This is a genomic window from Bowdeniella massiliensis, assembly GCF_023634005.1.
Taxonomy (GTDB): domain Bacteria; phylum Actinomycetota; class Actinomycetes; order Actinomycetales; family Actinomycetaceae; genus Bowdeniella; species Bowdeniella massiliensis.
In genome coordinates, this window is sequence record NZ_JALIQR010000019.1 from 1 (window position 1) to 21,439 (window position 21,439).

General features: G+C 68.2%; 16 protein-coding genes. 9 read left to right on the top strand and 7 right to left on the bottom strand.

Annotation, left to right across the window (positions count from 1 at the left end; all coding sequences use genetic code 11):
• Window positions 1-481 precede the first annotated feature (481 nt).
• The 4 genes from MUN85_RS11670 to gatC are packed head-to-tail and all read right to left on the bottom strand — an operon-like array spanning window position 482 to window position 5,226.
• Complete coding sequence (locus MUN85_RS11670; RefSeq protein WP_250506857.1) at window positions 482-1,876, bottom strand: NAD-dependent malic enzyme; 1,395 nt, start codon at window positions 1,874-1,876, stop codon at window positions 482-484.
• Between the two features lie 60 nt (window positions 1,877-1,936).
• Window positions 1,937-3,436, bottom strand: a complete 1,500-nt coding sequence (gene gatB, locus MUN85_RS11675; protein ID WP_250506858.1) for an Asp-tRNA(Asn)/Glu-tRNA(Gln) amidotransferase subunit GatB — start codon at window positions 3,434-3,436, stop codon at window positions 1,937-1,939.
• 2 nt (window positions 3,437-3,438) lie between these two features.
• Window positions 3,439-4,926 carry an Asp-tRNA(Asn)/Glu-tRNA(Gln) amidotransferase subunit GatA gene (gatA, locus tag MUN85_RS11680; RefSeq protein ID WP_250506859.1) on the bottom strand — a complete coding sequence of 496 codons (1,488 nt, stop codon included), beginning with the start codon at window positions 4,924-4,926 and terminating at the stop codon, window positions 3,439-3,441.
• Between the two features lie 3 nt (window positions 4,927-4,929).
• The gene (gene gatC / locus MUN85_RS11685; protein WP_250506860.1) at window positions 4,930-5,226 is read right to left on the bottom strand and encodes an Asp-tRNA(Asn)/Glu-tRNA(Gln) amidotransferase subunit GatC; all 297 of its coding nucleotides are present in this window, start codon (window positions 5,224-5,226) and stop codon (window positions 4,930-4,932) included.
• Window positions 5,227-5,300: 74 nt separating this feature from the next.
• Between gatC and MUN85_RS11690 the strand changes: the two genes are divergently transcribed.
• On the top strand, window positions 5,301-6,551 hold the full coding sequence (locus MUN85_RS11690; RefSeq protein ID WP_250506861.1) for a phospholipase D-like domain-containing protein: 1,251 nt from the start codon (window positions 5,301-5,303) through the stop codon (window positions 6,549-6,551).
• On the opposite strand, the gene ligA is transcribed toward MUN85_RS11690, so the two are convergent.
• Window positions 6,548-9,004: an NAD-dependent DNA ligase LigA gene (ligA, locus tag MUN85_RS11695; protein WP_431603563.1), complete on the bottom strand. Its 2,457-nt coding sequence runs from the start codon at window positions 9,002-9,004 to the stop codon at window positions 6,548-6,550. The two genes, MUN85_RS11690 and ligA, sit on opposite strands and share 4 nt — an antisense overlap.
• A gap of 27 nt (window positions 9,005-9,031) precedes the next feature.
• Between ligA and MUN85_RS11700 the strand changes: the two genes are divergently transcribed.
• The 6 genes from MUN85_RS11700 to MUN85_RS11725 all read left to right on the top strand — a co-directional run bounded on the left by MUN85_RS11700 (window position 9,032) and on the right by MUN85_RS11725 (window position 18,327).
• A complete protein-coding gene (locus tag MUN85_RS11700; protein WP_250506863.1) occupies window positions 9,032-9,724 on the top strand; it encodes an SOS response-associated peptidase in 693 nt (230 codons plus the stop codon).
• Window positions 9,721-11,019: a sensor histidine kinase gene (locus tag MUN85_RS11705; protein WP_250506864.1), complete on the top strand. Its 1,299-nt coding sequence runs from the start codon at window positions 9,721-9,723 to the stop codon at window positions 11,017-11,019. The genes MUN85_RS11700 and MUN85_RS11705 overlap by 4 nt, the downstream gene beginning before the upstream one ends.
• A complete protein-coding gene (locus MUN85_RS11710) occupies window positions 11,016-11,684 on the top strand; it encodes a response regulator (RefSeq protein WP_250506865.1) in 669 nt (222 codons plus the stop codon). The genes MUN85_RS11705 and MUN85_RS11710 overlap by 4 nt, the downstream gene beginning before the upstream one ends.
• Before the next feature lie 81 nt (window positions 11,685-11,765).
• On the top strand, window positions 11,766-12,527 hold the full coding sequence (locus tag MUN85_RS11715) for an ABC transporter ATP-binding protein (RefSeq protein WP_348647982.1): 762 nt from the start codon (window positions 11,766-11,768) through the stop codon (window positions 12,525-12,527).
• A complete protein-coding gene (locus MUN85_RS11720; RefSeq protein WP_250506867.1) occupies window positions 12,527-15,220 on the top strand; it encodes an FtsX-like permease family protein in 2,694 nt (897 codons plus the stop codon). Before MUN85_RS11715 ends, MUN85_RS11720 begins: the two co-directional genes overlap by 1 nt.
• Window positions 15,221-15,321: 101 nt before the next feature.
• On the top strand, window positions 15,322-18,327 hold the full coding sequence (locus MUN85_RS11725; protein ID WP_250506868.1) for a type VII secretion EssC family protein: 3,006 nt from the start codon (window positions 15,322-15,324) through the stop codon (window positions 18,325-18,327).
• A gap of 42 nt (window positions 18,328-18,369) precedes the next feature.
• Here the strand turns inward: MUN85_RS11725 and MUN85_RS11730 are convergent, their stop codons facing one another.
• Window positions 18,370-18,780 (bottom strand): hypothetical protein, encoded by a 411-nt coding sequence (locus MUN85_RS11730; protein ID WP_143027427.1) that lies wholly within the window; start codon window positions 18,778-18,780, stop codon window positions 18,370-18,372.
• A 225-nt stretch (window positions 18,781-19,005) separates the two neighbouring features.
• On the opposite strand from MUN85_RS11730, the gene MUN85_RS11735 reads away from it, so the two are divergent.
• Window positions 19,006-19,254, top strand: coding sequence for a WhiB family transcriptional regulator (locus MUN85_RS11735; RefSeq protein ID WP_092565950.1), 249 nt, complete (start codon window positions 19,006-19,008; stop codon window positions 19,252-19,254).
• Between the two features lie 80 nt (window positions 19,255-19,334).
• Here the strand turns inward: MUN85_RS11735 and MUN85_RS11740 are convergent, their stop codons facing one another.
• Complete coding sequence (locus MUN85_RS11740) at window positions 19,335-20,801, bottom strand: sensor histidine kinase (RefSeq protein ID WP_250506869.1); 1,467 nt, start codon at window positions 20,799-20,801, stop codon at window positions 19,335-19,337.
• An 85-nt stretch (window positions 20,802-20,886) separates the two neighbouring features.
• Between MUN85_RS11740 and MUN85_RS11745 the strand changes: the two genes are divergently transcribed.
• On the top strand, window positions 20,887-21,378 hold the full coding sequence (locus tag MUN85_RS11745) for a DUF2505 domain-containing protein (RefSeq protein WP_250506870.1): 492 nt from the start codon (window positions 20,887-20,889) through the stop codon (window positions 21,376-21,378).
• Window positions 21,379-21,439: the final 61 nt, after the last annotated feature.

Below are 21,439 nucleotides of genomic sequence, written 5' to 3' on the forward strand. Positions count from 1 at the left end.
CCAAAAAAAGGGGCAGCCAACCAAACAAAACAACCCACACCCACCAAAAAAAGGCGAGCACAGGCCAAATGGCATCACAAAAAATACAAAATGACACACTGTTGAGTTATCAAGGAACCACCACACAGCTGTCCGATCCGCAAGGATTGCTGATCATTCAGAAGGTGAGGATTTCTGCCCCGGACTTCCAGGGCCGAGAACCTAACTTAGCAGAGCGACTTTCTCGCTGTCAAGTCCGGCTCTCGTGGCCTGGATCTCAGGGCTTGAAGCTCCTCGATCCCGGGCCTGTTGTCTGCTCCGGGCGCTTGTCCCGTCGCGGCAACAGGTAAGACATTACGACCCTGCCTAGCCCGGGTCAAGTCGCCTCGGGCGCTGCGGTGCGGGGGTGTTTTGCCCGGGATTCCGGGCAAAACACCGCCGCGCTCCCGCTTAGCCGCTAGTTTATGAAGCAGATCACACTCAAATGGTTAGGTGGCCGTCGTCACGCCTGGTGCTCATGAGCGGCTTCCTGCACCGCCCGCGAGACGCGGGTGGCGACCCGCCGGTCGAAGACGCCTGGGATGATGTAGGCCGGGTTGAGCTCTTCGGGCGCGATCGTCTCGGCGATGGCGACGGCGGCAACGCGCAGGACTTCGTCGGAGATCGCGGAGACCTCGGCGTCGAGCAGGCCGCGGAAGAGGCCCGGGAAGGCCAGGACGTTATTGATCTGGTTGGGGTAGTCGCTGCGGCCGGTGGCAACGATGGCGGCATGCTCGGCGGCGTCCGTGGGATCGACTTCCGGGGTGGGGTTGGCCAGCGCGAAGACGATCGCGCCGGGCCCCATCGTGGCGATGTCATCGCCGGTGAGGATGTCACCGGAGGAGACGCCGATGAAGACGTCGGCGCCGGCGAGGCCCTCTTGTAGCGTGCCGGTCACGCCGCGCGGGTTGGTGTTTTCCGCGAGCCAGCGCCGGTGGGAGTTCATGCCCTCGACGTCGCCGGCATGCAGGGCGCCGGTGCGGCCGTAGCCGACGATGTCGCGCGCGCCCTGGGCGGCGAGCAGCCGGATGATGGCATGGCCGGCGGCGCCGACCCCGGAGACGACGATGCGCACATCCTCGATGCGTTTGCCCACGACCTTGAGCGCGTTGAGCAAGGCGGCAAGGACGACGACGGCGGTGCCGTGCTGGTCGTCGTGGAAGACGGGGATGTCGAGATCGGCGCGCAGGCGCTCTTCGATTTCGAAGCAGCGGGGCGCGGAGATGTCCTCGAGGTTGATGCCGGCGTAAGCGGGGGCGATCGCCTTGACGATCGCGATGATCTGCTCGGTGTCCTTGGTATCGAGGACGATGGGCCAGGCGTCAACGCCGCCGAACTCCTTGAAGAGCACCGCCTTGCCCTCCATCACCGGCAGGGCCGCGGCCGGGCCGATATCGCCCATGCCGAGGACTGCGGTGCCGTCGGTTACGACGGCGACGGTGTTCTTCTTGATCGTGAGTTGGCGCGCCTTGGCGGGGGTGTCGTAGATGGCTTTGCACACGCGCGCGACGCCCGGGGTATAGATGCGGGAGAGGTCATCGCGGTTGCGCAGCGGGGCTTTCGCGGCGATTTCGAGCTTGCCGCCGATGTGGGCGAGGAAGGTCGCGTCGCCCACGGTGCGCACCTTGACGCCGGGCACGGCCTCGAGCGCGGCGACGACTTCGCGGCGGTGGCGCGAATCGCGCGTATCGCACGTGAGGTCGACGAGCAGGCGGCCGCCTTCGGAGGCGGCGACGTCCAGGCCCGTCACAAGGGCCCCGGTGGCCGCGGCGGTGGCGACGATCTCGGAAGCACCGGCCGTCGTGGCGGGCATGTCGATACGAAGTGAGACGCGATATGCGGGTGTCGGGGTAGCCATGCCAGCAGAATATGGCACGGCTACCCCGACACTGTGGGACCGATCGACTGGTGAGCAGCGCTAGGAGGCGCCGACCTTCGTCATGATGATCTCGCGGACGCGGGCGGCATCGGCCTGGCCGCGGGTGGCCTTCATGACGGCGCCGACGAGCGCGCCGGCGGCCTGAACCTTGCCGCCCTGAATCTTGGCGACGATGTCCGGGTTGGCGGCCAGCGCCTCATCGACCGCGGCCTCGAGTGCGCCGTCGTCGGAGACGACCTTCAAACCGCGCTGCTCGACAACCTCGGCGGGGCTGCCCTCCCCCGCGAGTACGCCGGCCAGGGCCTGGCGGGCGAGCTTATCGGTGAGGGTGCCGTCGTCGACGAGGCCCTGCAGCTCGGCGATGTGGGCGGGCGTGACGGCGAGGTCACCGAGAGCGATCCCCTCGTCCTTCGCGGTGCGCGCGAGTTCGCCCATCCACCACTTGCGGGCGGCGGCCGGCGCGGCGCCGGCGGCGACGGTGGCCTCGATGACGTCGAGTGCGTCGGCGTTGATGACGTCGCGCATCTCCATGTCGCTAAAGCCCCATTCGTCAAGCAGGCGGCGGCGCCGGGCGGCGGGCAGCTCGGGTAGTTCGGCGCGCAGCTGCTCGACCCAGGCGCGGTCGGGCGCGATGGGCACGAGGTCCGGCTCGGGGAAGTAGCGGTAGTCTTCCGCGTCGGACTTTTCCCGGCCCGAGGACGTGGAGCCGTCTTCCTCGTGGAAGTGGCGCGTCTCCTGGGTGATCGTGCCGCCGCTATCGAGGATCGCGGCCTGGCGCGAAATCTCGTAGCGCACGGCGCGCTCGATGGACCGGAAGGAGTTGACGTTCTTCGTCTCCGTGCGGGTACCGAAGGGGTCCTCGGGGCTGTTGCGCAGCGAGACGTTGACATCGGCGCGGACATTGCCGCGCTCCATTCGGGCCTCCGAGACGCCGAGGGCGCGGAAGATATCGCGCAGCGTTTGGACGTAGGCGGCGGCGACCTCGGGGGCGCGCGCGCCCGCGCCCGCGAGCGGGCGAGTCACGATTTCGACGAGGGGGACGCCCGCGCGGTTGTAGTCCACCAGCGAGTACTCCGCGCCGTGGATCCGGCCGTCGGCGCCGCCGATATGGACGTTCTTACCGGCGTCTTCTTCCATGTGTGCGCGCTCGATCTCCACGCGGAAAACCTCGCCGTCGGCCAGCTCGACATCGAGGTAGCCGTCATAGGCGATCGGCTCGTCGGACTGGGAGGTCTGGAAGTCCTTGGCGAGGTCCGGATAGAAGTAGTTCTTGCGCGCGAAGCGGCAGGATTCGGCGATTTCACAGTTCAGGGCGAGCCCGATCTTGATCGCGTACTCCACCGCCTTGGCATTGACGACGGGCAGCGAGCCGGGCAGGCCCAGGGAGGTCGGCGTGATGAAGGTGTTCGGGTCGCCACCAAAGGCGTTGGGGGCGGCGTCGAACATTTTCGTCTCGGTTCCGAGCTCGACGTGGACCTCCAGGCCGAGGACGGGATCGAACTGGGAGGTGGCCTTGGCGTAATCCATGAGGTTCGTCATGACTAGTTCTCCTTCAGGCCCGGGCAGGCGGGGGCCGCAGCGAGCTGTTCGACCGCGGCGGCGAGGCGGTACATGCGATCATCGGCGCGGGCCGGCGCGAGGATCTGGAAACCGACGGGCATCTGGTCCTCGCTGGCGAGACCGCACGGGATGCTCATGGCGGGGATGCCTGCGAGGTTGGCCGGGATCGTGGCGACGTCGTTGAGGTACATCGCCATGAGGTCATCGGACTTCTCGCCAAAGGCGAACGCCGTCGTGGGTGCCGTCGGGGAGATGAGGAAATCGACCTCGTCGAAGGCAGCGGCGAAATCGCGCTGGACGAGGGTGCGCACCTTCAGGGCAGCGCCGTAGTAGGCGTCGTAGACACCGGCCGACAGCGCGTGGGTGCCAAGAATGATGCGGCGTTTGACCTCGTCGCCGAAACCTGCGCCGCGCGTGGCGGCCATGACGGTCTCGGCGGTGACGGGGCCGTGCTCTGGCTCGACGCGTACCCCGTAGCGCATGCCGTCAAAGCGCGCCAGGTTGGAGGAGACCTCCGCGGGCATGATGAGGTAGTAGGCCGACAGGGCGTACTCGAAGCTGGGGCAGTCGATCTCGCGGATATCGGCGCCGGCGGCGCGCAGCTGCTCGACGGTATCGGTGAAGGCGGTAAGGACGCCGGCCTGGTAGCCCTCGCCCTGCAGCTGGCGGACGACGCCGATGCGCACGCCGGAAAGGTCAAGGCCCTCGGAGACCGCGGCGGCGAGATCGCCCGGCACGTCGGTCAGCGAGGTGGAGTCGGCCGGATCGTGGCCGGCGATGACGTCCTGCAACAGCGCGGCGTCGGTGACGCTGCGCGCAACGGGGCCGATCTGATCGAGCGAGGAGGCCATGGCGATCAGGCCGTAGCGCGAGATGGCGCCGTAGGTGGGCTTGACGCCGACGGTGCCGGTGACGGCGCCGGGCTGGCGGATCGAGCCACCCGTGTCCGAACCGAGCGCGAGCGGGGCGAGCCCGGCGGCGACGGCCACGGCGGATCCGCCGCCGGAGCCGCCCGGAATGCGGGTGTGGTCCCACGGGTTCTTCGTCGGCCCGAACGCGGAGTTCTCCGTCGAGGAGCCCATGGCGAACTCGTCCATGTTCGTCTTGCCGAGGATGGGCATGCCCTCGGCCTTGATGCGCGTGACGACGGTGGCGTCATAGGGCGGCAGCCAGCCGGCCAGCATGGCCGAGGCGCAGGTCGTTGGCATGCCGCGGGTGACGATATTGTCCTTCAGCGCGATCGGGACTCCGGCCAGGCGTGGCAGCTGCTCGCCTGCCGCGCGGCGCTCGTCGACCTCGCGGGCCGTGGCAAGCGCGCCCTCGCGATCGACGTGCAGGAAGGCGTTGAGCTCGCCGTTGTGGGCATCGATTCGATCAAGAAAGGCCGTCGTGACCTCGACGGCGCTCAACTCGCCGGCGGCGAGGCGCGCGGCGAGATCGGCCGCGCTCAGCTGGTAGATGGTCGACACGTCTTAGTCCTCCCCCAGGATCTGCGGCACGAGGAAACCGCCGTCCTCGCTTGCGGGCGCTTGCGCCAGGACCTCATCGCGGTCCAGCGTCGGGCCAACAACGTCATCGCGCATGACGTTGGAAAGCGCAATCGGATGGGAGGTGGCGGGCACATCGGGGGTGGCCACTTCGGCGACCTTGGCGACGGCGTCGGCGATGATGTCGAGTTCGCGCGCGATGCGCTCGATTTCGTCATCGGTGAGTGCCAGTCGAGCCAGGTCGGCCACGCGGGCCACTTCTGAGCTGGAGATTGTCGACATGTCTCAAAGTGTAGTGGGTTGGCACCGGGCGTGGTGCTGCGGCCCGGGGCCGCCCGGTTGGTAAGGTAGATGGAATGAAGCGATGGACAATCCGGGGCCGATCCATCCCGCGGGCGCTGCTGACCGGGCTCGCGGTCACGTTCACGGCGCAGCTCGGCGCGGCCGCGGTCCTGACCGCCGTCGATGCCGTGCGAAAAAAGCGCGAGGGACCGCACGGCGGCTTCCCCTCGCTGCCGCCCCAGCGAGCTACCGTCCACAAAACGGAGCTGACGACCTACACCGAGGGCGCGACGCTGTATGAGGACATGCTGCGCGCGATCCGCGAGGCCAAATCGCTCATCCTGTTCGAGTCCTATATCTGGAAGGACGATCCGGTCGGCCGGCAGTTCAAAGCGGAGCTAACCGCCGCCGCGCACCGCGGGGTGGAGGTCTTCATCATCTATGACACCTTCGCTAACCTCGTCGTCTCCCCCGCCTTTAAGCGCTTCGACCCGGCGCTGCACGTCCTGCCCTTCCCGCTCATCCGCCCGGGCCTGCTCACGCTAAACCCGCGCCACGCGGGCCGCGATCACCGCAAGATCCTCGTCGTCGACGAGGAAATCGGCTTCGTCGGCGGGTTCAACATCGGAAAGCTGTATGCCGATACCTGGCGCGATACCCACGTGCGGCTGGTGGGGCCGAGCGTGTGGGAGCTGACGAACGCCTACGTCGATTTTTGGAACGCCTACCGCAAACGTCATCATCCCGTCCTGCCCGATCGGGGCGCGAAGAGTTGGGACTCGCGGGTGCGTGCCGCGCTCAACATGCCCAACCGCATGATGTTCCCGATCCGCGGGCTCTACCTCGATGCGATCGACCGCGCGGACCATCACGTCCTCATTACCCAGGGCTACTTCCTGCCCGATGAGGACATTACGGCCGCGATCATCGCGGCGTGCAAGCGCGGCGTCGATGTGCGCATCATCGTGCCTCGGGTGTCCAATCACGTCGTCGCGGACTGGGTCTCGCGCGGATATTACGAAACGCTGCTGAAGGCCGGGGCGCGGATCTTTTTGTACCGCGAGGCGATGGTGCACGCCAAGACGGCGACGGTTGATGGCCGGTGGACGACGGTCGGGACGACGAATATCGACCGGCTCTCGATGCTCGGCAACTTCGAGATTAACCTCGAAATCTTTGACGCCGATCAGGCGCGCGTCATGGAGCGCGTCTTTCACACCGACCTCACCAACTGCGAGGAGCTGGAGCTCGCGCGCTGGGAGCATCGGGCCCGCTGGAAGCGCGTGCTGGAGAGGTTCCTGCGCCCGCTGCGCCCGCTTCTCTAGTTCAGCGCCGCCTCGCCTTCGGCAAGCAGGCGCTCAAAGCCCTCCTCTGTCAGGATTGGCACGCCGAGCTCGCGCGCCTTGGTCTCCTTGGAGCCGGCGTTCTCCCCGACGATGACGACGCTCGTCTTTTTTGACACGCTGCCCGCGGCCTTGCCACCGCGCGCGAGGATTGCTTCTTTTGCTTCATCGCGGGTGTAGCCCTGAAGCGAGCCGGTGACGACGACCGTGAGGCCGGCGAGGGTCTGCTCGGTGGACTCGTCGCGGTCATCGGCGAGCTGGACGCCCGCGGCGCGCCAGGCGGCGACGATCTCGCGGTGCCAGTCGACTTCGAACCAGGCGGCGACGGATTCGGCGATGATGCGGCCCACGCCCTCGACATCTGCGAGTTGCTCGATGCTCGCGGCCTCGATTGCCTCAAGAGAGCCGAAGCGCTGGGCCAGTGCGCGCGCCGCCGTCGGCCCAACGTGCCGGATGGACAGCGCCACGAGGACGCGCCACAGCTCCTTGGACTTTGCGCGCTCCAGGCCCGCGATCAGCTCGGTGCCGGCGGCGTTCGGCTCGATGGGCAGGCGCTCGGCGAAGTAGTACTTCACGCCGCCGCGGCTGCGCTGGCGCACCGCCGTGCGCTGCTTGGAAAAGTAGGGGTAGCGCACCCAGATCTCGTCTTCGCCTACGGGCCTGGGTGCCGCGCCAGCGGCCGCGATGAGCTCGGCGACCTCGCCGGCGGTTTCGGGCAGCTCGCCCAGGATCGGCGCCGAGGGCTTGGCCTTGCGCCAGACGAACACGTCGCGCAGGTCATCAACGTTGAGCGCGAACAGGCCGCCCTCGTTGACCAGGGCCGGCTCGGCCGGGGCGGGCAGGAGCGCCTCGGCGGCGGCCAGGCGCTCGGCCGCAGGTGCGTCCTCGGGTAGGTCGATGCGCAGCTGGCGGCGGAACTCGTCCTCGACGGTGGCACCGTCTGCGAGCGCCGCGATGACCTCCGGGCGTTTGGCCTCCGGCTGGGTGAGGGCGATGGCGGCTTCTTCGCCGAGGCCCTCGATATCGAGCGCGCCGCGGGTGCCCACGTGCTCGACGCGGCCCGTGACCTGGGCGGGGCAGTCCTTGCGGTTGGGGCAGCGCAGATCGACGTCGCCCTCCTTGGCGGGCGCGAGCTCGGTGCCGCAGCTGGGGCACGTGCTCGGCATGACGAAGGCGACTTCGCTGCCGTCGCGCACGTCGACGACGGGAGCCACGATCTCGGGGATGACGTCCCCCGCCTTGCGCAGCACGATGAGATCGCCGATGAGGACGCCCTTGCGCGCGACTTCGTCGCGGTTGTGCAGGGTGGCGAGGGAGACGGTGGAGCCGGCGACGAAGACCGGGTCCATGGCGCCGAAGGGCGTGACGCGGCCGGTGCGTCCGACGTTGACCTGGATGTCGAGCAGGCGCGTCGTGACCTCCTCCGGCGGGTACTTGTAGGCGCACGCCCAGCGCGGGGTGCGGGAGGTAGCGCCGAGCTCGCGTTGCGCGGCGATGTCGTTGACCTTGACGACGATGCCGTCGATCTCGTGGGCGAGATCGTGGCGGTGTTCGCCGTGATAGGCGATCATCTCGATGACCTCATCGATCGAGTGGGCGAGGCGGGCCGCATCCGACGTCGGGATCTGCCAGGCGCGCAACTGCTCGATGAAACCCATCTGCGTGGTGGGGGCGGGCGCGGTTTTTGTCGCGTCCCACACGCCGAGGCCGTGGGCGAGGAAGGCAAGCGGGCGGGCGGCGGTATCAGCCGGGTTCTTTTGCCGCAGCGAGCCGGCTGCCGCATTGCGGGCGTTGACGTAGACCTTTTCCTTGGCGGCCTCCTGCGCGGCCTTGAGCTCGGCGAACTTCTCGGAGGGGAAGTAGACCTCGCCGCGAATCTCCACGCGCGCCGGATAGGGCGCGGGCAGCGTGTGGGGCAGCCCCGCGATCGTCTTGACGTTCGCCGTGACGTTTTCACCCTCGCGGCCATCGCCGCGGGTCGCGGCTCGGGTAAGGACGCCGTCGTCGTAGATGAGATCGACCGCGAGCCCGTCAATCTTGACCTCGGCGACGACGGCGGGCTCGGCTCCGAGCTCGCGCTCCATGCGCTGATACCACGCGCGGACCTCGTCGAGAGAGAAGACGTCATCGAGGCTGAGCATGCGTTCGGGGTGGGTGACGCGCTCGAAGTCGCTACTGATGGGCGCGCCGACCTGCACCGTCGGAGACTTCGGTGTGCGCAGCTGCGGGAAGCGTTCTTCGAGCGCCCGCAGCTCGTGGATGAGCTCGTCGTACTGGGCGTCGGCCATGAGCAGCGAATCGCCGCCGTGGTAGGCCTCGCGTGCCGCATCGACCTGCTCGGCGAGCTCGCTCCAGCGGCTCTGGGCGGCGGCAAGTTGCGGCTCGGACTCGATCGTTGCGGGCAGGTCATCGCTAGGCGTGCTCATGGGCTCCATTGTCTCATCGTGGTGGATAATGGCCATATGTGTGGCCGCTATGCACAGTTCCGCGACGCCGATGACCTCGTCAACGTTTTTCGTATCCAGTTGGTCACTCCCGACGCGGCCGAGCTGCTGCCGAGCTGGAATGTGGCGCCCACCCAAGCGGTGCGGATCGTGCGCGATGCGACCGACGTCTCCCCCGCCCCGATTCGTACCCTCGAGCTCGCGCGGTGGGGCCTCGTGCCGCACTGGGCGAAGGACCCGGCGATCGGCTCGCGCATGATCAACGCGCGCAGCGAGACCGTCGCCGAAAAACCGTCCTATCGCGGCCCGATCCGCTACTCCCGCTGCATCGTCGTCGCCGACGGGTACTACGAGTGGCAGGCCCCCGAGGCCGGCCGGCGGCTAAAAACGCCGCACTATATCCACCGCGCCGACGGTGGCGTCATTGCGTTTGCCGGCATGTACTCGCTGTGGCGCGAGGAACTCATGACGTGCACGATCCTCACGCGCGCGGCCCGTGCCGAGCTCGCCGAGCTGCACGAGCGCGAACCCGTCATCCTGAATTCCGACGTCATCGACTCCTGGCTCGATCCCGCAATAACGGAGCCGGAGGAGGCGATCTCGATGCTTGAGCTCGCCCCGCCCGAGCTCACCCACCACGTCGTCTCCACGGAGGTCAATGCAGTGCGCAATAACGCGCCGCACCTCATCGAGTCGGCGACACTGCTATGAGTGAGCAGGCACCCGAGGCCGCGCCGCGGGTCGCGTTCCTGCCCGGGCGCAGCGACGTCCTGCTCGCCGCGGGCGCCTTCATCATGCTCGGGCTGCCGGTCATGATCGGGGGACCGACGGCAGCCCTGACCGCCGCGATCTCCAACGCTGAGCATGAGCCGTTCGTGCCGGCCGTCTACGCCGTGTGCGTCATCATGCCGCTGGCCACCGCCTTCAGGCGCACCCTGCCCGCGGCCTCGGCCGCGCTCATCTACCTGTGCGCGCTCGCCCACTTCGCCGTCGGCGCGCATCTGCTGCCGGTGGACCTGCTCGTGCTCTCGGCGCTGTACTCCGTCGTACTCTACGGCTCGAAGTTCGCCCAAATCCTTGGGATCGTCGGCGCCTACATCGGCGCGATCATCATCGCCGTCTGGTCGGGCACGCTCGCCTTTGGTGATCGCCCCCGCCCGATCAACGGCCTGTACGCCTTCCTCGGCGGCGCCGGCGCCGTCACGATGACATGGTCGATCGCGCTGACCCGACGCCTGCGCCAACGCGAGATCGCCGCCCTGGCCGCGCACAATCGCGCCCTGCAAGAAGACCGAGACCAGCAGGCGAGCCTGGCCACCACCGCTGAACGCAATCGCATCGCGCGCGAGATGCACGACATCGTCGCCCACTCCCTGTCGGTCATGATTGCCCAGGCCGACGGCGGCCGCTATGCCGCCTCCGCCTCCCCCGCCGCGGCCGTTACCGCACTGGAAACCATCGGCCAGGTCGGGCGCGACGCGCTGGCCGACATGCGCAAAATCCTCGGCGTACTGCGCGATGACGGCACCGACGCCTCCCCGCGCCTGCCACAGCCGGTGGACTCCGACCTCGATGAACTCATCGCCCAGATGCGCTCCTCCGGGCTCGATATCTCCCTCGTGCGCATCGGCGTCGCCCGCCCGTTGCCCCCGGGCGCGGGCTTTGCCATCTACCGCATCTGCCAAGAGGCCCTGACCAATTGCCTGAAGCACGCCGGGCCGCATGCCCGCATCACCGTCGTGCTGCAGTGGCTGAACTCCTCGGTTGATCTCAAGATCGACGACGACGGGCGTGGCGCGGGCGCTCCCAACGATGGCCGCGGCCAGGGCCTGCTCGGCATGCGCGAACGCGCCGGCGTTTTCGGCGGCTCGCTCACGGCCGGACCCCGCGAAGGCGGCGGCTTCCGCGTCCACCTCCAACTCCCGGTGCCGACCTCGCCGCCGCCGACCCCGGCACTCGGGCTACCCTTGTCCCCAGCCGATCACTCATCCAAGGACACGCAATGACCACTCCGATCCGCGTCGCGATCGTCGACGACCAGCAGCTCGTGCGCGCCGGTTTCTCCCTCGTCATCAACTCCCAGCCCGACATGGAAGTCGTCGTGGAGGCGGGCGACGGTGTCCAAGCCCTGCGCGCGCTGCGCTCCTACACGTGCGACGTCGTCCTCATGGATGTGCGCATGCCCAATATGGACGGCCTGCAAGCCACCGCCGAACTCACCGCCGCTGGAACCGGCCCCAAGGTCATCATCTTGACGACGTTTGACCTCGACGAATACGTCCTGCAAGCCATTCGCGCCGGTGCCTCCGGCTTCCTGCTGAAGGACGCGCCCCCCGAGGACATGCTCGAAGCGATCCGCACCGTCCATTCCGGCGACGCGGTCATCGCCCCGAGCTCCACCAAACGCCTCATCGAACACCTGGCCCACGTGCTGCCCGCCGAGCAGCGTGCGGACACCTCCGTCCTTGACGCCCTTACCGAGCGCGAGCGCGAGGTCTTAACCGAAATGGCCCGCGGTTTTTCCAACACGGAGATCGCCGAGCACCTCTTCGTCGCCGAAGCCACCGTCAAGACTCACGTCGGGCGCGTCCTTGCCAAACTCGGTGCCCGCGACCGGGTCCAGGCCGTCATCATCGCCTACGAAACCGGGCTCGTCGCCCCCGGAGCCTAGCCCGACTCCCCCCAGGGGTGGATGAATGATCAACCGTCGACGTGATTCGATAGCACCGTGGCCGCATCTACGATGAGCACCATGTCAAGCTCAGCTGACTCACGTATCGCCCTCGCCGGACGCAACCTCACGAAGGTTTACGGCTCCGGCGAGTCCGCCGTGCGCGCGCTCAGCGATGTCTCGCTCGACATCCCGCCCGGCCAGTTCACGGCGATCATGGGGCCCTCCGGCTCCGGAAAGTCGACGCTGCTGCACATCCTGGCGGGCCTGGAAGAGCCCACCAGCGGTCACGTGGAGGTTAGCGGCGCCAACCTCACGACGATGAGCGAAAACGAGCGCACCGAGCTGCGCCGCGACCACATCGGCTTCGTCTTCCAGTCCTATAACCTCGTCCCGCATTTTTCCGCGCGGCAAAACATCACGCTGCCGCTCGATCTGGCGGGCCGCACGATCAACGACGCGGACCTTACGCGCATCACCGACGCGCTATCGCTGACCGATCGCCTCGAACACCTGCCAAGTGAGCTCTCCGGCGGCCAGCAGCAGCGCACCGCCATCGCCCGGGCGCTCATCACCGATCCGGACGTCATCATGGCCGACGAGCCCACCGGCAACCTCGATAACCGCACGAGCGCCGAGGTGCTGTCCCTGCTGCGCTCGGCGGTGCGCGAATTTGGCCAAACCCTCGTGCTCGTCACGCACGATCCGATGGCCGCCGCCTACGCCGATAACGTCCTGCTGCTGACCGACGGCACGATCGCCGGCACCGTGGAACACCCCAGCTATGACTCCGTCGTCACGGCCCTCGATGCGCTGCGCGCGGTCAATTCCTCCGTCGTCTAATGTGGCGACTCGCACGAGCTAATCTGCGAGCGGGCATCACGGCGCTGCTGCCCGCCGGGATCTCCATCATGCTCGCCACGGCCTTCCTCGCCGTCGCGATGCTCTCCGCGCCCCTCATTTCCACCGCCGCGCTGCGGATGTATGCGCTGGACTACGGCCGCGCCGACGTCGTCGTCGAATCCGTGGCCGGCCCCCTCACCCAAGAGACCGTCGACGAACTCGCCGCCCTGCCGCTCGTGACCGATACCGCCCTGGACGTCACCGGTACGATCGGGATCCGCCAGGGGGATCGCGTCGTGCACGAAGTCTTCGTGCCCGCCCAGGATTCGGCCTTCGCGCGCTACCACCTGCTGGAGGGATATGACCCCTCCCACCGCGGCGAGATCGCCCTCACCCAGCGCCAGGCCGCGACGTTCGGCGTCGGCATCGGAGATGAGCTCACGCTCTCGCTGCCCGTCGCCGCCGGCGCCGCACTCACCGCCGAAACCGGCGACCGCGAGGCCCTTGCCTGCAGCGGCGAGGAGTGCACGTTCCAACCCACGGTGACGGTCACCGGCATCATCCAATCCCCGCCGACGGTGCTCGGCGATTCGGAACGCGTCGTCATTTCCGCCGACGACATCTCCGCCTTCTACGCCCTCGGGGCCCTGCCGCAGCAGGTCGACCGCGTGCTCGTGACCATCCCCGACCCGGACGCGTTCATCGAGGCGATCGCCGCCGAATTTCCCGACGAGATCACGGCCGAGACGGTTGCCGCCGCCTCCCAAGAGCGGCTGGATTACACGACGGGCCAAACCTCGCTGCTGCCCGCCATCATCCTCGTGTTCGCGGCGCTCGCGATGGTCGTCGCGGCGCTCGTCGTGGCCAATACCTTCCAGGTGCTCGTCGCCCAACGCATCCGCATCCTCGCGCTCGTGCGCTGCGTCGGCGCCAAACCCGCCCAGCTGCGCGGCGCCGTCATGATCGAGGCCGCGATGCTCGGGCTCATCGGCGGTATCGCCGGTATCCTGCTTGGTTACGGCCTCATCTCCGCGGCCCTGGCCTACCTCGCAAACCTGCCGGCGATCACGAATTTCGAGATGGCGCTGCCGCGCAACCCCGCGGCGATCCTCGCGCCCGTGTTCGCCGCCGTCGCAATGTCGATCCTTGCGAGCATCTGGCCCGCCATCATCGCCTCCAAGGTGCCGCCCCTGCAGGCCCTGGCCCTGGCCGATCTGCCCGCGGATCGCCGCGCGGCCACGTGGCGCACCCAGGTTGGTCTTGGCCTCATCGTCGGGGGCGTCGGTGGCCTCGGCATCTCGCTGCTCATCCAGCCGTGGCTCGCCCCGATCGCCGAGGCCTTCCCGCTGCTCCAGGTCGCGCTCGTCGTCGCCTGCATTTTCGTTGCGGCCATGGTGGCGGGTCTCGCCGTCCTCGCGCCGCGCCTACTGCCCTACCTCGCGCGGCGCCTCGCCCGTGGGATCGCCGCACTGCTGCCGCGCACGAGCCGCGTCCCGCTGAACCTCACGAGCTCGGGCATCACGCGCCATCCCGCGCGCGTCGCGGCCACGACGATGGCGCTGTTTCTTACGACGGCGCTCGTCACGATGACGGCGGTCGGGACCTCGCTCTCGCAAGCCTCCATCAACTCCACGCTCGATGACCTCTTCCTGTTTGACCTCGAAGTTTCCGCCTACGGGCAGCATGATCGCGAAGCGGCCACCTTCCTGCGCTCACACGTCGCCGCCATTCCGGGCGTCACCGACGTCGCCATCGGGCAGGTCACCGAGCTCGCCGTGTCCTACGGCAGCGAGGACGAACGCACGACGGTTTCGGCCGCCGGCGTCGATCCCCTCGAGGTCGCCCTGACCGCGCATCACAGCGATATCGCCCCCGCGCTACGCGACGACACGATCGTTCTCAGCTCCGATTACGGTATTCCGCGCGACGTCACCGAGGTCACCGTGTGGGTGCCGCGGCCCGTGGAGGTGCCCGCGAGCGCCAAGGAGGGCACCTTCGGCACCTCGCCCAGCCAGCAGGATCCGCTGGGGCTTGGCAGGCCGCCGGCCGAGGCGAAAAAACTGCGCGTTATCCACACCGACGCCTGGTCGCCCGCCCTGCTGACCACCGCCACCTTCGCCTCGCTCGACCCCGAATCGACGTCGCTCGTCGCTCTCGCTTCCCTCGACCCGGCCATGGCGCACCAGGCCACCGACACCGCCCGCACGACGTTCGCGCCAATGTCGGCCAATGCCACCTACGTGCTGGAGGGCTCGCAGATCGTGCGCGGCGCCGTCGAGCAGGTGCTCTCCGTGCTGTTCGCCGTCATCGTCGGCCTGCTGGCGATCGCCGTCATCATCTCCTTCGTCGGCGTGACCAATACGATGACGCTCTCGGCTGTGGAACGGCGACGGGAGGTTGCCCTGCTGCGCGCTGTCGGCATGACGAGCGCCCAATTACGTCGCTCGCTGGCCGCCGAAGGCCTCCTCATTTCCGTCATCGGCACGGTCCTTGGGGTCCTCGGGGGAACGCTCATCGGGATCGTCGGCGCAATCCTCGTGTTGACGCGCTCCGAAATCCCGCTCGCCTTCGACTTCCCTATCCGCACGATCCTCGTGCTCATCGCCCTGTCGATCCCCGCCGGAGTACTCTCCTCCATCATTCCTGCCCACATCGTGCTGCGGGATTTCAACGTCGACGACCTCTCCGGCTAGCCTGGCCGCGCCCATCCACACGCCGCGCCGCCCCGCCCGCGACGTGAGCCCTGCGCGACAGCTGCCCGCATTGTTCGCCGCGCCGGTGTGAGCCTGGGGCCATGTCCATCGCCTTTTCCGTCCTGTCCGGGCCCGACGCCGGCTACGCCCAGCTCATCAGCCCCGGCACGCACACGATCGGCCGCGCCGGAGACATCGCCCTAACCGACCCGCAGGTCTCCCGCATGCACGCGACGATCCGCCTCGATGCGCGCGGCCTGCGGCTGAAGGTCGCCGGCGGCGAATATCGCAAACTCGCCGTCGGGCGCCGGCCTTGCCGCCTGACGATGGGCGCCTCCCGCGTCGAATTTCACGCCATCGCCGCCTCCCGCCTGGAACGTCCCCTCGATTCGAGTGTCCTGACCCGCATCGGCGTGCCCGCGCTCATGTGCCTCGTCATGATCCCCCTGGCCTGGGGCGGGCCGGCGTGGCGGTGGGCGATGGTCGCGCTGCCCGCCGCCATGGCGATCGCAGGGCTCATCTCGCTGCGCGCCCGGCGCACGGCGAAGGCCGCCGCCCGCACACTGCCCCTCGCCGCGCACGAGGTTCTCCTCACCGTCCTGCTCGGCGAGCGCGGCGCCCACGCCCCGCGCGTGCCGCGGTGCCTGCGTCGCATCGTGACCTTCGAGCCGGGTGAGGCCTGGAACCTGCAGGGTGAGTCTGCGGCCGCCCACGCGCGCTGGCTGGCGGGCTGGCTCGCCGCCATGCATAGCCCCGACGTGCTCAGCGTCGATAGCCCCTGGGTGCGCACCCACCACCCGGAAGCCAAGGCGCGGGTACGGTTCGTTGCGAGCGAGTCCGCACACTCTCCCGAGGCCGACGAGGTCGTCATCACCATCGGCGCACCGCTCCCGTGGGCGGCGCCGCTTCCCATCCGTCGCGGTCACCGCCTGCCAGAAGCCTCGGCGCGTTTCACCATGACGCTCGCCGCCGCGCTGGCCGAATCCGCCGAGGGCAGCGGCCTGCCCGCCACGATCGCGCTCGCAGACCTGCTCGAGCTCTCGGCGCCCGCGATCCGCGCGCGCTGGGAACGCCCCGGCCACCCTCCCGGGCCCGCGCCCGTCCCCGTCGGCGTCACCGCCGCCGGCCCCCGCCACCTCGATCTCATCGCCGACGGCCCCCACGCCCTCGTCGCGGGCATGACCGGAGCCGGCAAATCCGAACTCCTCACGAGCTGGCTGCTCGCCCTCGCCGCCACCACCTCTCCCCGCCACCTCACCTTCCTGCTCGTCGACTTCAAGGGCGGCGCCGCCTTCGGGCCGCTGCGCCGTCTGCCCCACACCATCGGCGTCCTCACCGATCTCGATCCGGCGGCCACAACGCGCGCCCTTACCTCCCTCACCGCCCAGCTCAAACAGCGCGAACGCATCTTTCACGCCAGTGGCGTGCGCTCCCTTGCCGAGTACGACGCGCTCGCCGGCCCACGCGAGCCCCTTGCCCGCATCCTCGTCGTCATCGACGAATTCCAAGCCCTCGCCACCGATGAGCCCGATCTGCTCGATCAGTTCGTCCGCCTCGCCACTCAGGGCCGTTCGCTCGGCATCCACCTCATCGCCGCCACCCAGCGACCAGCTGGCGCCGTGACCCCGACGATGCGGGCCAACATGCCGCTACGCATCTGCCTGCGCGTCACCTCCACGGCCGATTCGGCCGACATCCTCGGCACCCCCGACGCGGCGGCGTTGCCGGCAATCCCAGGCCGCGCAATCGTCGCCAGCGAGGATGCCACCACGGTCCAGTGGGCCTGGGCAGGCGAGCTCAGCGACGTCACCGCGCTCGTTGAGCGCATCACCGCCACCTGGCAGGCGCTGGCCGGTGGCGCACCCGCACCGCAGCCCTGGGCCCCGCCCCTGCCGCGCCACCTACCTCTTGCCCCCGATTCACCCTCTTGGGGGCTTATCGACGAGCCAGAAAACCTCCGTCACGCCCCCTACCTGCCGCGCCCCGGCCACCTGCTGATCCTCGGCGGCGCCGCCAGCGGCAAATCCTCCGCCATCCGGCTCGCCCTCACCCAGCGCCTGCGCGATCCCGCCGCCCGCATTTGCCTCATCGGCGGCGACGACGCCAGCGCAGCCCGTCCCGGCCTCATCGGCCACATCCCCCTAACCGACGCCCACCTTTCGCGCCTCTTCCTCGAAGCCGTCACCAGCGAACCCGGCCAGCTCGAGGTCATGATCGACGACCTGCACACCTGGCGCGCGCACCTCGATGACGCGTTCGGGATCGGGTCGGGAAACGACATGATCGAGCGTCTGCTGCGCTCGGCGCGCAGCGTCATCGCCACTGCGGATGCCTCGGTGGCGAGCACCCGCTGGGCCGGATCGATGCCGCAGCGCCTGATCCTTCCCGGCTTGGACCCGATGAGCCAGACGCTGTGCGGGCTCCCGCACCACAGCGCCCTCGCGCCCCACCCGGGCCGCGCACGCGAGAGCTATACGGAGCGCGAGATCCAGCTGTCCTTCGTTCCGCCGCTACCCCGCGCCGCCTCCCCGGACGCCGGCATCCACGCCTTCGCCCCGGACGCCCACTCCCCCGTCCCAGCACTCGCCGCGTCTCCTCGCCGCTTTCGGCCGCTGCCAACCTCGCTCACGTGCCACCCGAAGGACGGCATTGGCGCGATCGCGCCCGCGGCCGAGCTCTTCGCTCCCGAGGCACCTTCCTCGGTGCTCGTCATCGCGCCCGCCGGCGCCGGCCGCCGCACGGCCCTGCACTCGCTGCGCGAGCACTTCATGGCTCGAGGCTTTGACGTCCAGGAGATCGACCCCCACGACGCCGCAAGCGCGCCTTTACCCGCCCCGGCCCCGCAAGCGCCCGCCCGCCCTGCACTCATCCTCGCAGCCAGTGATCCCGCCCGGGTCTCCTTCGCGGCAACGGGAGCGCTCGCCCAGCTCAAAGCCACCGGCGCCGTCCTGCTCCTGCACCCCCACCGGATGAACCGCATCGCCGGCCTCGCCTGGCCCGTCCCGAGCTGGGTCTACGCCCACACTCCCGCGATGAACGCCCCGGGCCGGGGCGTCTGGCTCGACGCGGCCGGCGCCCACGTCATCCAGGTAGCGCAACCGTCCTAGTCCAGCTAGCCCAACTGTCCTAGTCCAGCTAGCCCAGGCGTCCTAATCGAACTTCGTCGGGCGCTCCTCGACGCCGAGGTACTCCCGCGTCGAGCGCGTCAACAACCCCCAGCCACCAACCACGGAGGCCAGCCCAATGAGCGAAAACCACCCCGGAACGTTGCCGAGCGTGAACAGGAAGGAGAAGAACTCCACCAAGAACAGCGTCAGCAGAGGCGCCCGCGCCGCCCGCTTCCGCCGAATAATGCCAAAGACGGCCAAACCGAGGCAGAGCGCCATCACGAGCGCCGCCCCCGCCATCAGCGCCATCGCCTTGCCGAACTTCGGCTGCGTCATCGCTGCCGGAAACCAGATCGCAGCAAAAACCACGTACATCGCCGCATGGACAGCGCCGATCACGACGGACAGCAGCAACGGGCGCGGCATAGCAAGAAAACTCGATTCGGACTTCACCCAACTAGCCTACGGCGTGCACCGCGCGGCCTTCGTAACGCCGGGATGTCCGAACAGTAAACGCCGTGTGATCAACTACACCGCAACGAGGCGGACTTGCAGTGGCAACGTCTCTTGTGCCGCCCTCACATTAGTGCGAAGCTTGAGAGCAGACCGCAGACGATGACGTTGAGCAGGGCTCCGTCAAGTGTCGGTAGCACGCTCAACACACCCAAGGAGATGTTAATGGACTGGCGTCATAAGGCGAAGTGCTTGACGGAAGATCCTGAACTCTTCTTCCCCATTGGTAATACGGGCCCGGCCCTAACCCAAATTGAGGAAGCCAAGGCCGTGTGCCGCCAGTGCGACGTCCAGGAGACGTGCCTGAAGTGGGCGATCGAAAATGGCCAGGATTCCGGCGTTTGGGGCGGCATGAGTGAAGACGAGCGCCGCGCCCTGAAGCGCCGCACCGCTCGCGCGCGCCGCGCCAGCTAATCCTCAACCACCAACGCTAACGCAAAAAAGGGCGGGGCCTGCAGATTACTGCGGGCCCCGCCCTTTATCGCCTTTTTGCGTTATTCACCATCCGTCGTCGCGCGATTACATAAATGCACGTGCACAATCACTTCGGTTCCCTGCGGCTCACGTGGATTCCATGAAATAGTTCCGCGCAATTCCCCCTGCACCAACGTGCGCACAATCTGCGTCCCTAATCCGGTTCCAGGTCCCGCGTCCGTCACGCCGCTGCCCGAATCTCGCACGTAGACAGTCAGATCGCAATCATCGCGCCGAGCCTCGATTTCGATCTCGCCGCCCTGCCCGTCATAGCCGTGTTCCACCGCGTTCGAGACAAGTTCCATGAGCACGACGGAAAGGCTCGTCGCGACATCGGCCCCGACGAAACCGAAGGAGCCGATGACCTTGGTCGTCGGATGATCGCCCGGTGAGGCCACATCGGCCGCCAGCCGCAACACTCGCACGAAGACGTTGTCAAAGTCGACGGTCTCATCGATCGTCTGCGACAGCGTCTCGTGCACGGTCGCGATCGTCGCAACACGCCGCATCGCCTCGCCCAGTGCCTCGCGCGTTTCATCGGAGGACGAGCGCCGCGCCTGTAGCCGCAGCAGCGCCGCCACCGTCTGCAAATTGTTCTTCACCCGGTGGTGGATCTCCCGGATCGTCGCATCCTTGGTCAGCAGCTCGCGTTCTCGACGACGCACCTCGGAGACGTCTCGCACCAACAGGATGGCGCCGCGACGCTGGCCATGCTCCGTAATCGGCTGGGCGCGCAGCGTCAGCGACACCCCATAGGATTCCACTTCGGTCAGCCACGCCGCCCGCCCCATCAGGACGACGGGAAGCGTCTCATCGACGAGCGAGTGCGGCTCGATAATGTCGGATACCGCCTGGGCGAGGTTGCGACCATTCATGTTGCCCTGCACGCCGAGGCGATGGAAACAGCTGAGCGCATTGGGCGAGGCATAGGTGACATCGCCGTCGGGATCGAGGCGAACCATGCCATCGCCGACGCGCGGCATGCCGCGCCGGTAGCCGGGCACCGACGTCGAGGGAAACTCGCCGCGGGTGATCATCGCGCACAGGTCGTCGGCGGCGCCGTGATAGTTGCGTTCCAGCCGCGACTGGCTGCGCGCGGTCCCGAGGTTTGCTTCGCGCGAAAGCACCGCGATCGGTTGGCCCTCAAAGACGACGGGCACGAGGTCCTCGCGCACCGCGTAGGAGCCCGTCCAGCGCGGTTCTTCGGAGCGACGGATCTGGCCCGAAGCCATCGTCTCTTCCAGCATCGCGCGTCGGCCCTCGGGAATGTGCCGCCCGACGACATCGTCGTGGTGGACCGTCGACCCGGTGGACGGCCGGCAGTGCGAGACCGCCGTGAACCCCTCCCCATCCGGCACCCACAGCACGAGATCGGCAAACGCCAAATCGGACAGGATCTGCCAGTCGCCGACGAGAAGGTGGAGCCACTCCGTCTGCCGGGCGTCGAGGCCGCCGAGCCGCCGGATGAGATCGTTTAAGTTCGACACGCCCTTTAGCCTATCGGTGCTGCCATGCCGAAGTGACACCCCGAGCGGTAACCTGAGAACAATATGTCCACGGCAAGGAGCCCTCATGCATTTTTCCACCTCCGTCACGTACCCAGCCTCCGCTGTCAAGGTGGCCGAGCTCTGGCGTGATGAGTCCTTCCAGCGGACCAAGGCCGAACGCGCCGGCGCTAGGCGCAGCTCCGTCACGATCGCGGGCGGCGCGGACTTAACCGTGACGATCCGAGCCGAGATCCCCTCCGATGTGTTGCCGCAGGCGGCCCGACGGTTCGTCGGCGCCGTCTTAGAGGTCACCATCGTCGAGGCCTGGGAGCCCGCCGATGGCGACGGCCGCCGCGCCGGAACCCTCTCGCTCGATATCGCGGGCGCGCCCGTGCGGGTGAACGCGCGCATGGAGCTGCTGCCGGTATCCGCGACGGAGTGCACGCGCACGATTGATGGCGACGTTAAGGCCTCCGTCCCGCTGTTTTCCGGGCCGATCGAACGCGCCGCCGTGGGAGCCGTCGAGGATGTCGTCGCGGCCGAAAAGACGATCGCCGTCGATTACCTCAAGAACTAGCGCGCCCCGCGCACGGCAATGGCGGCGAACCCAGCTGGGTCCGCCGCCATTGTGCGTCTCT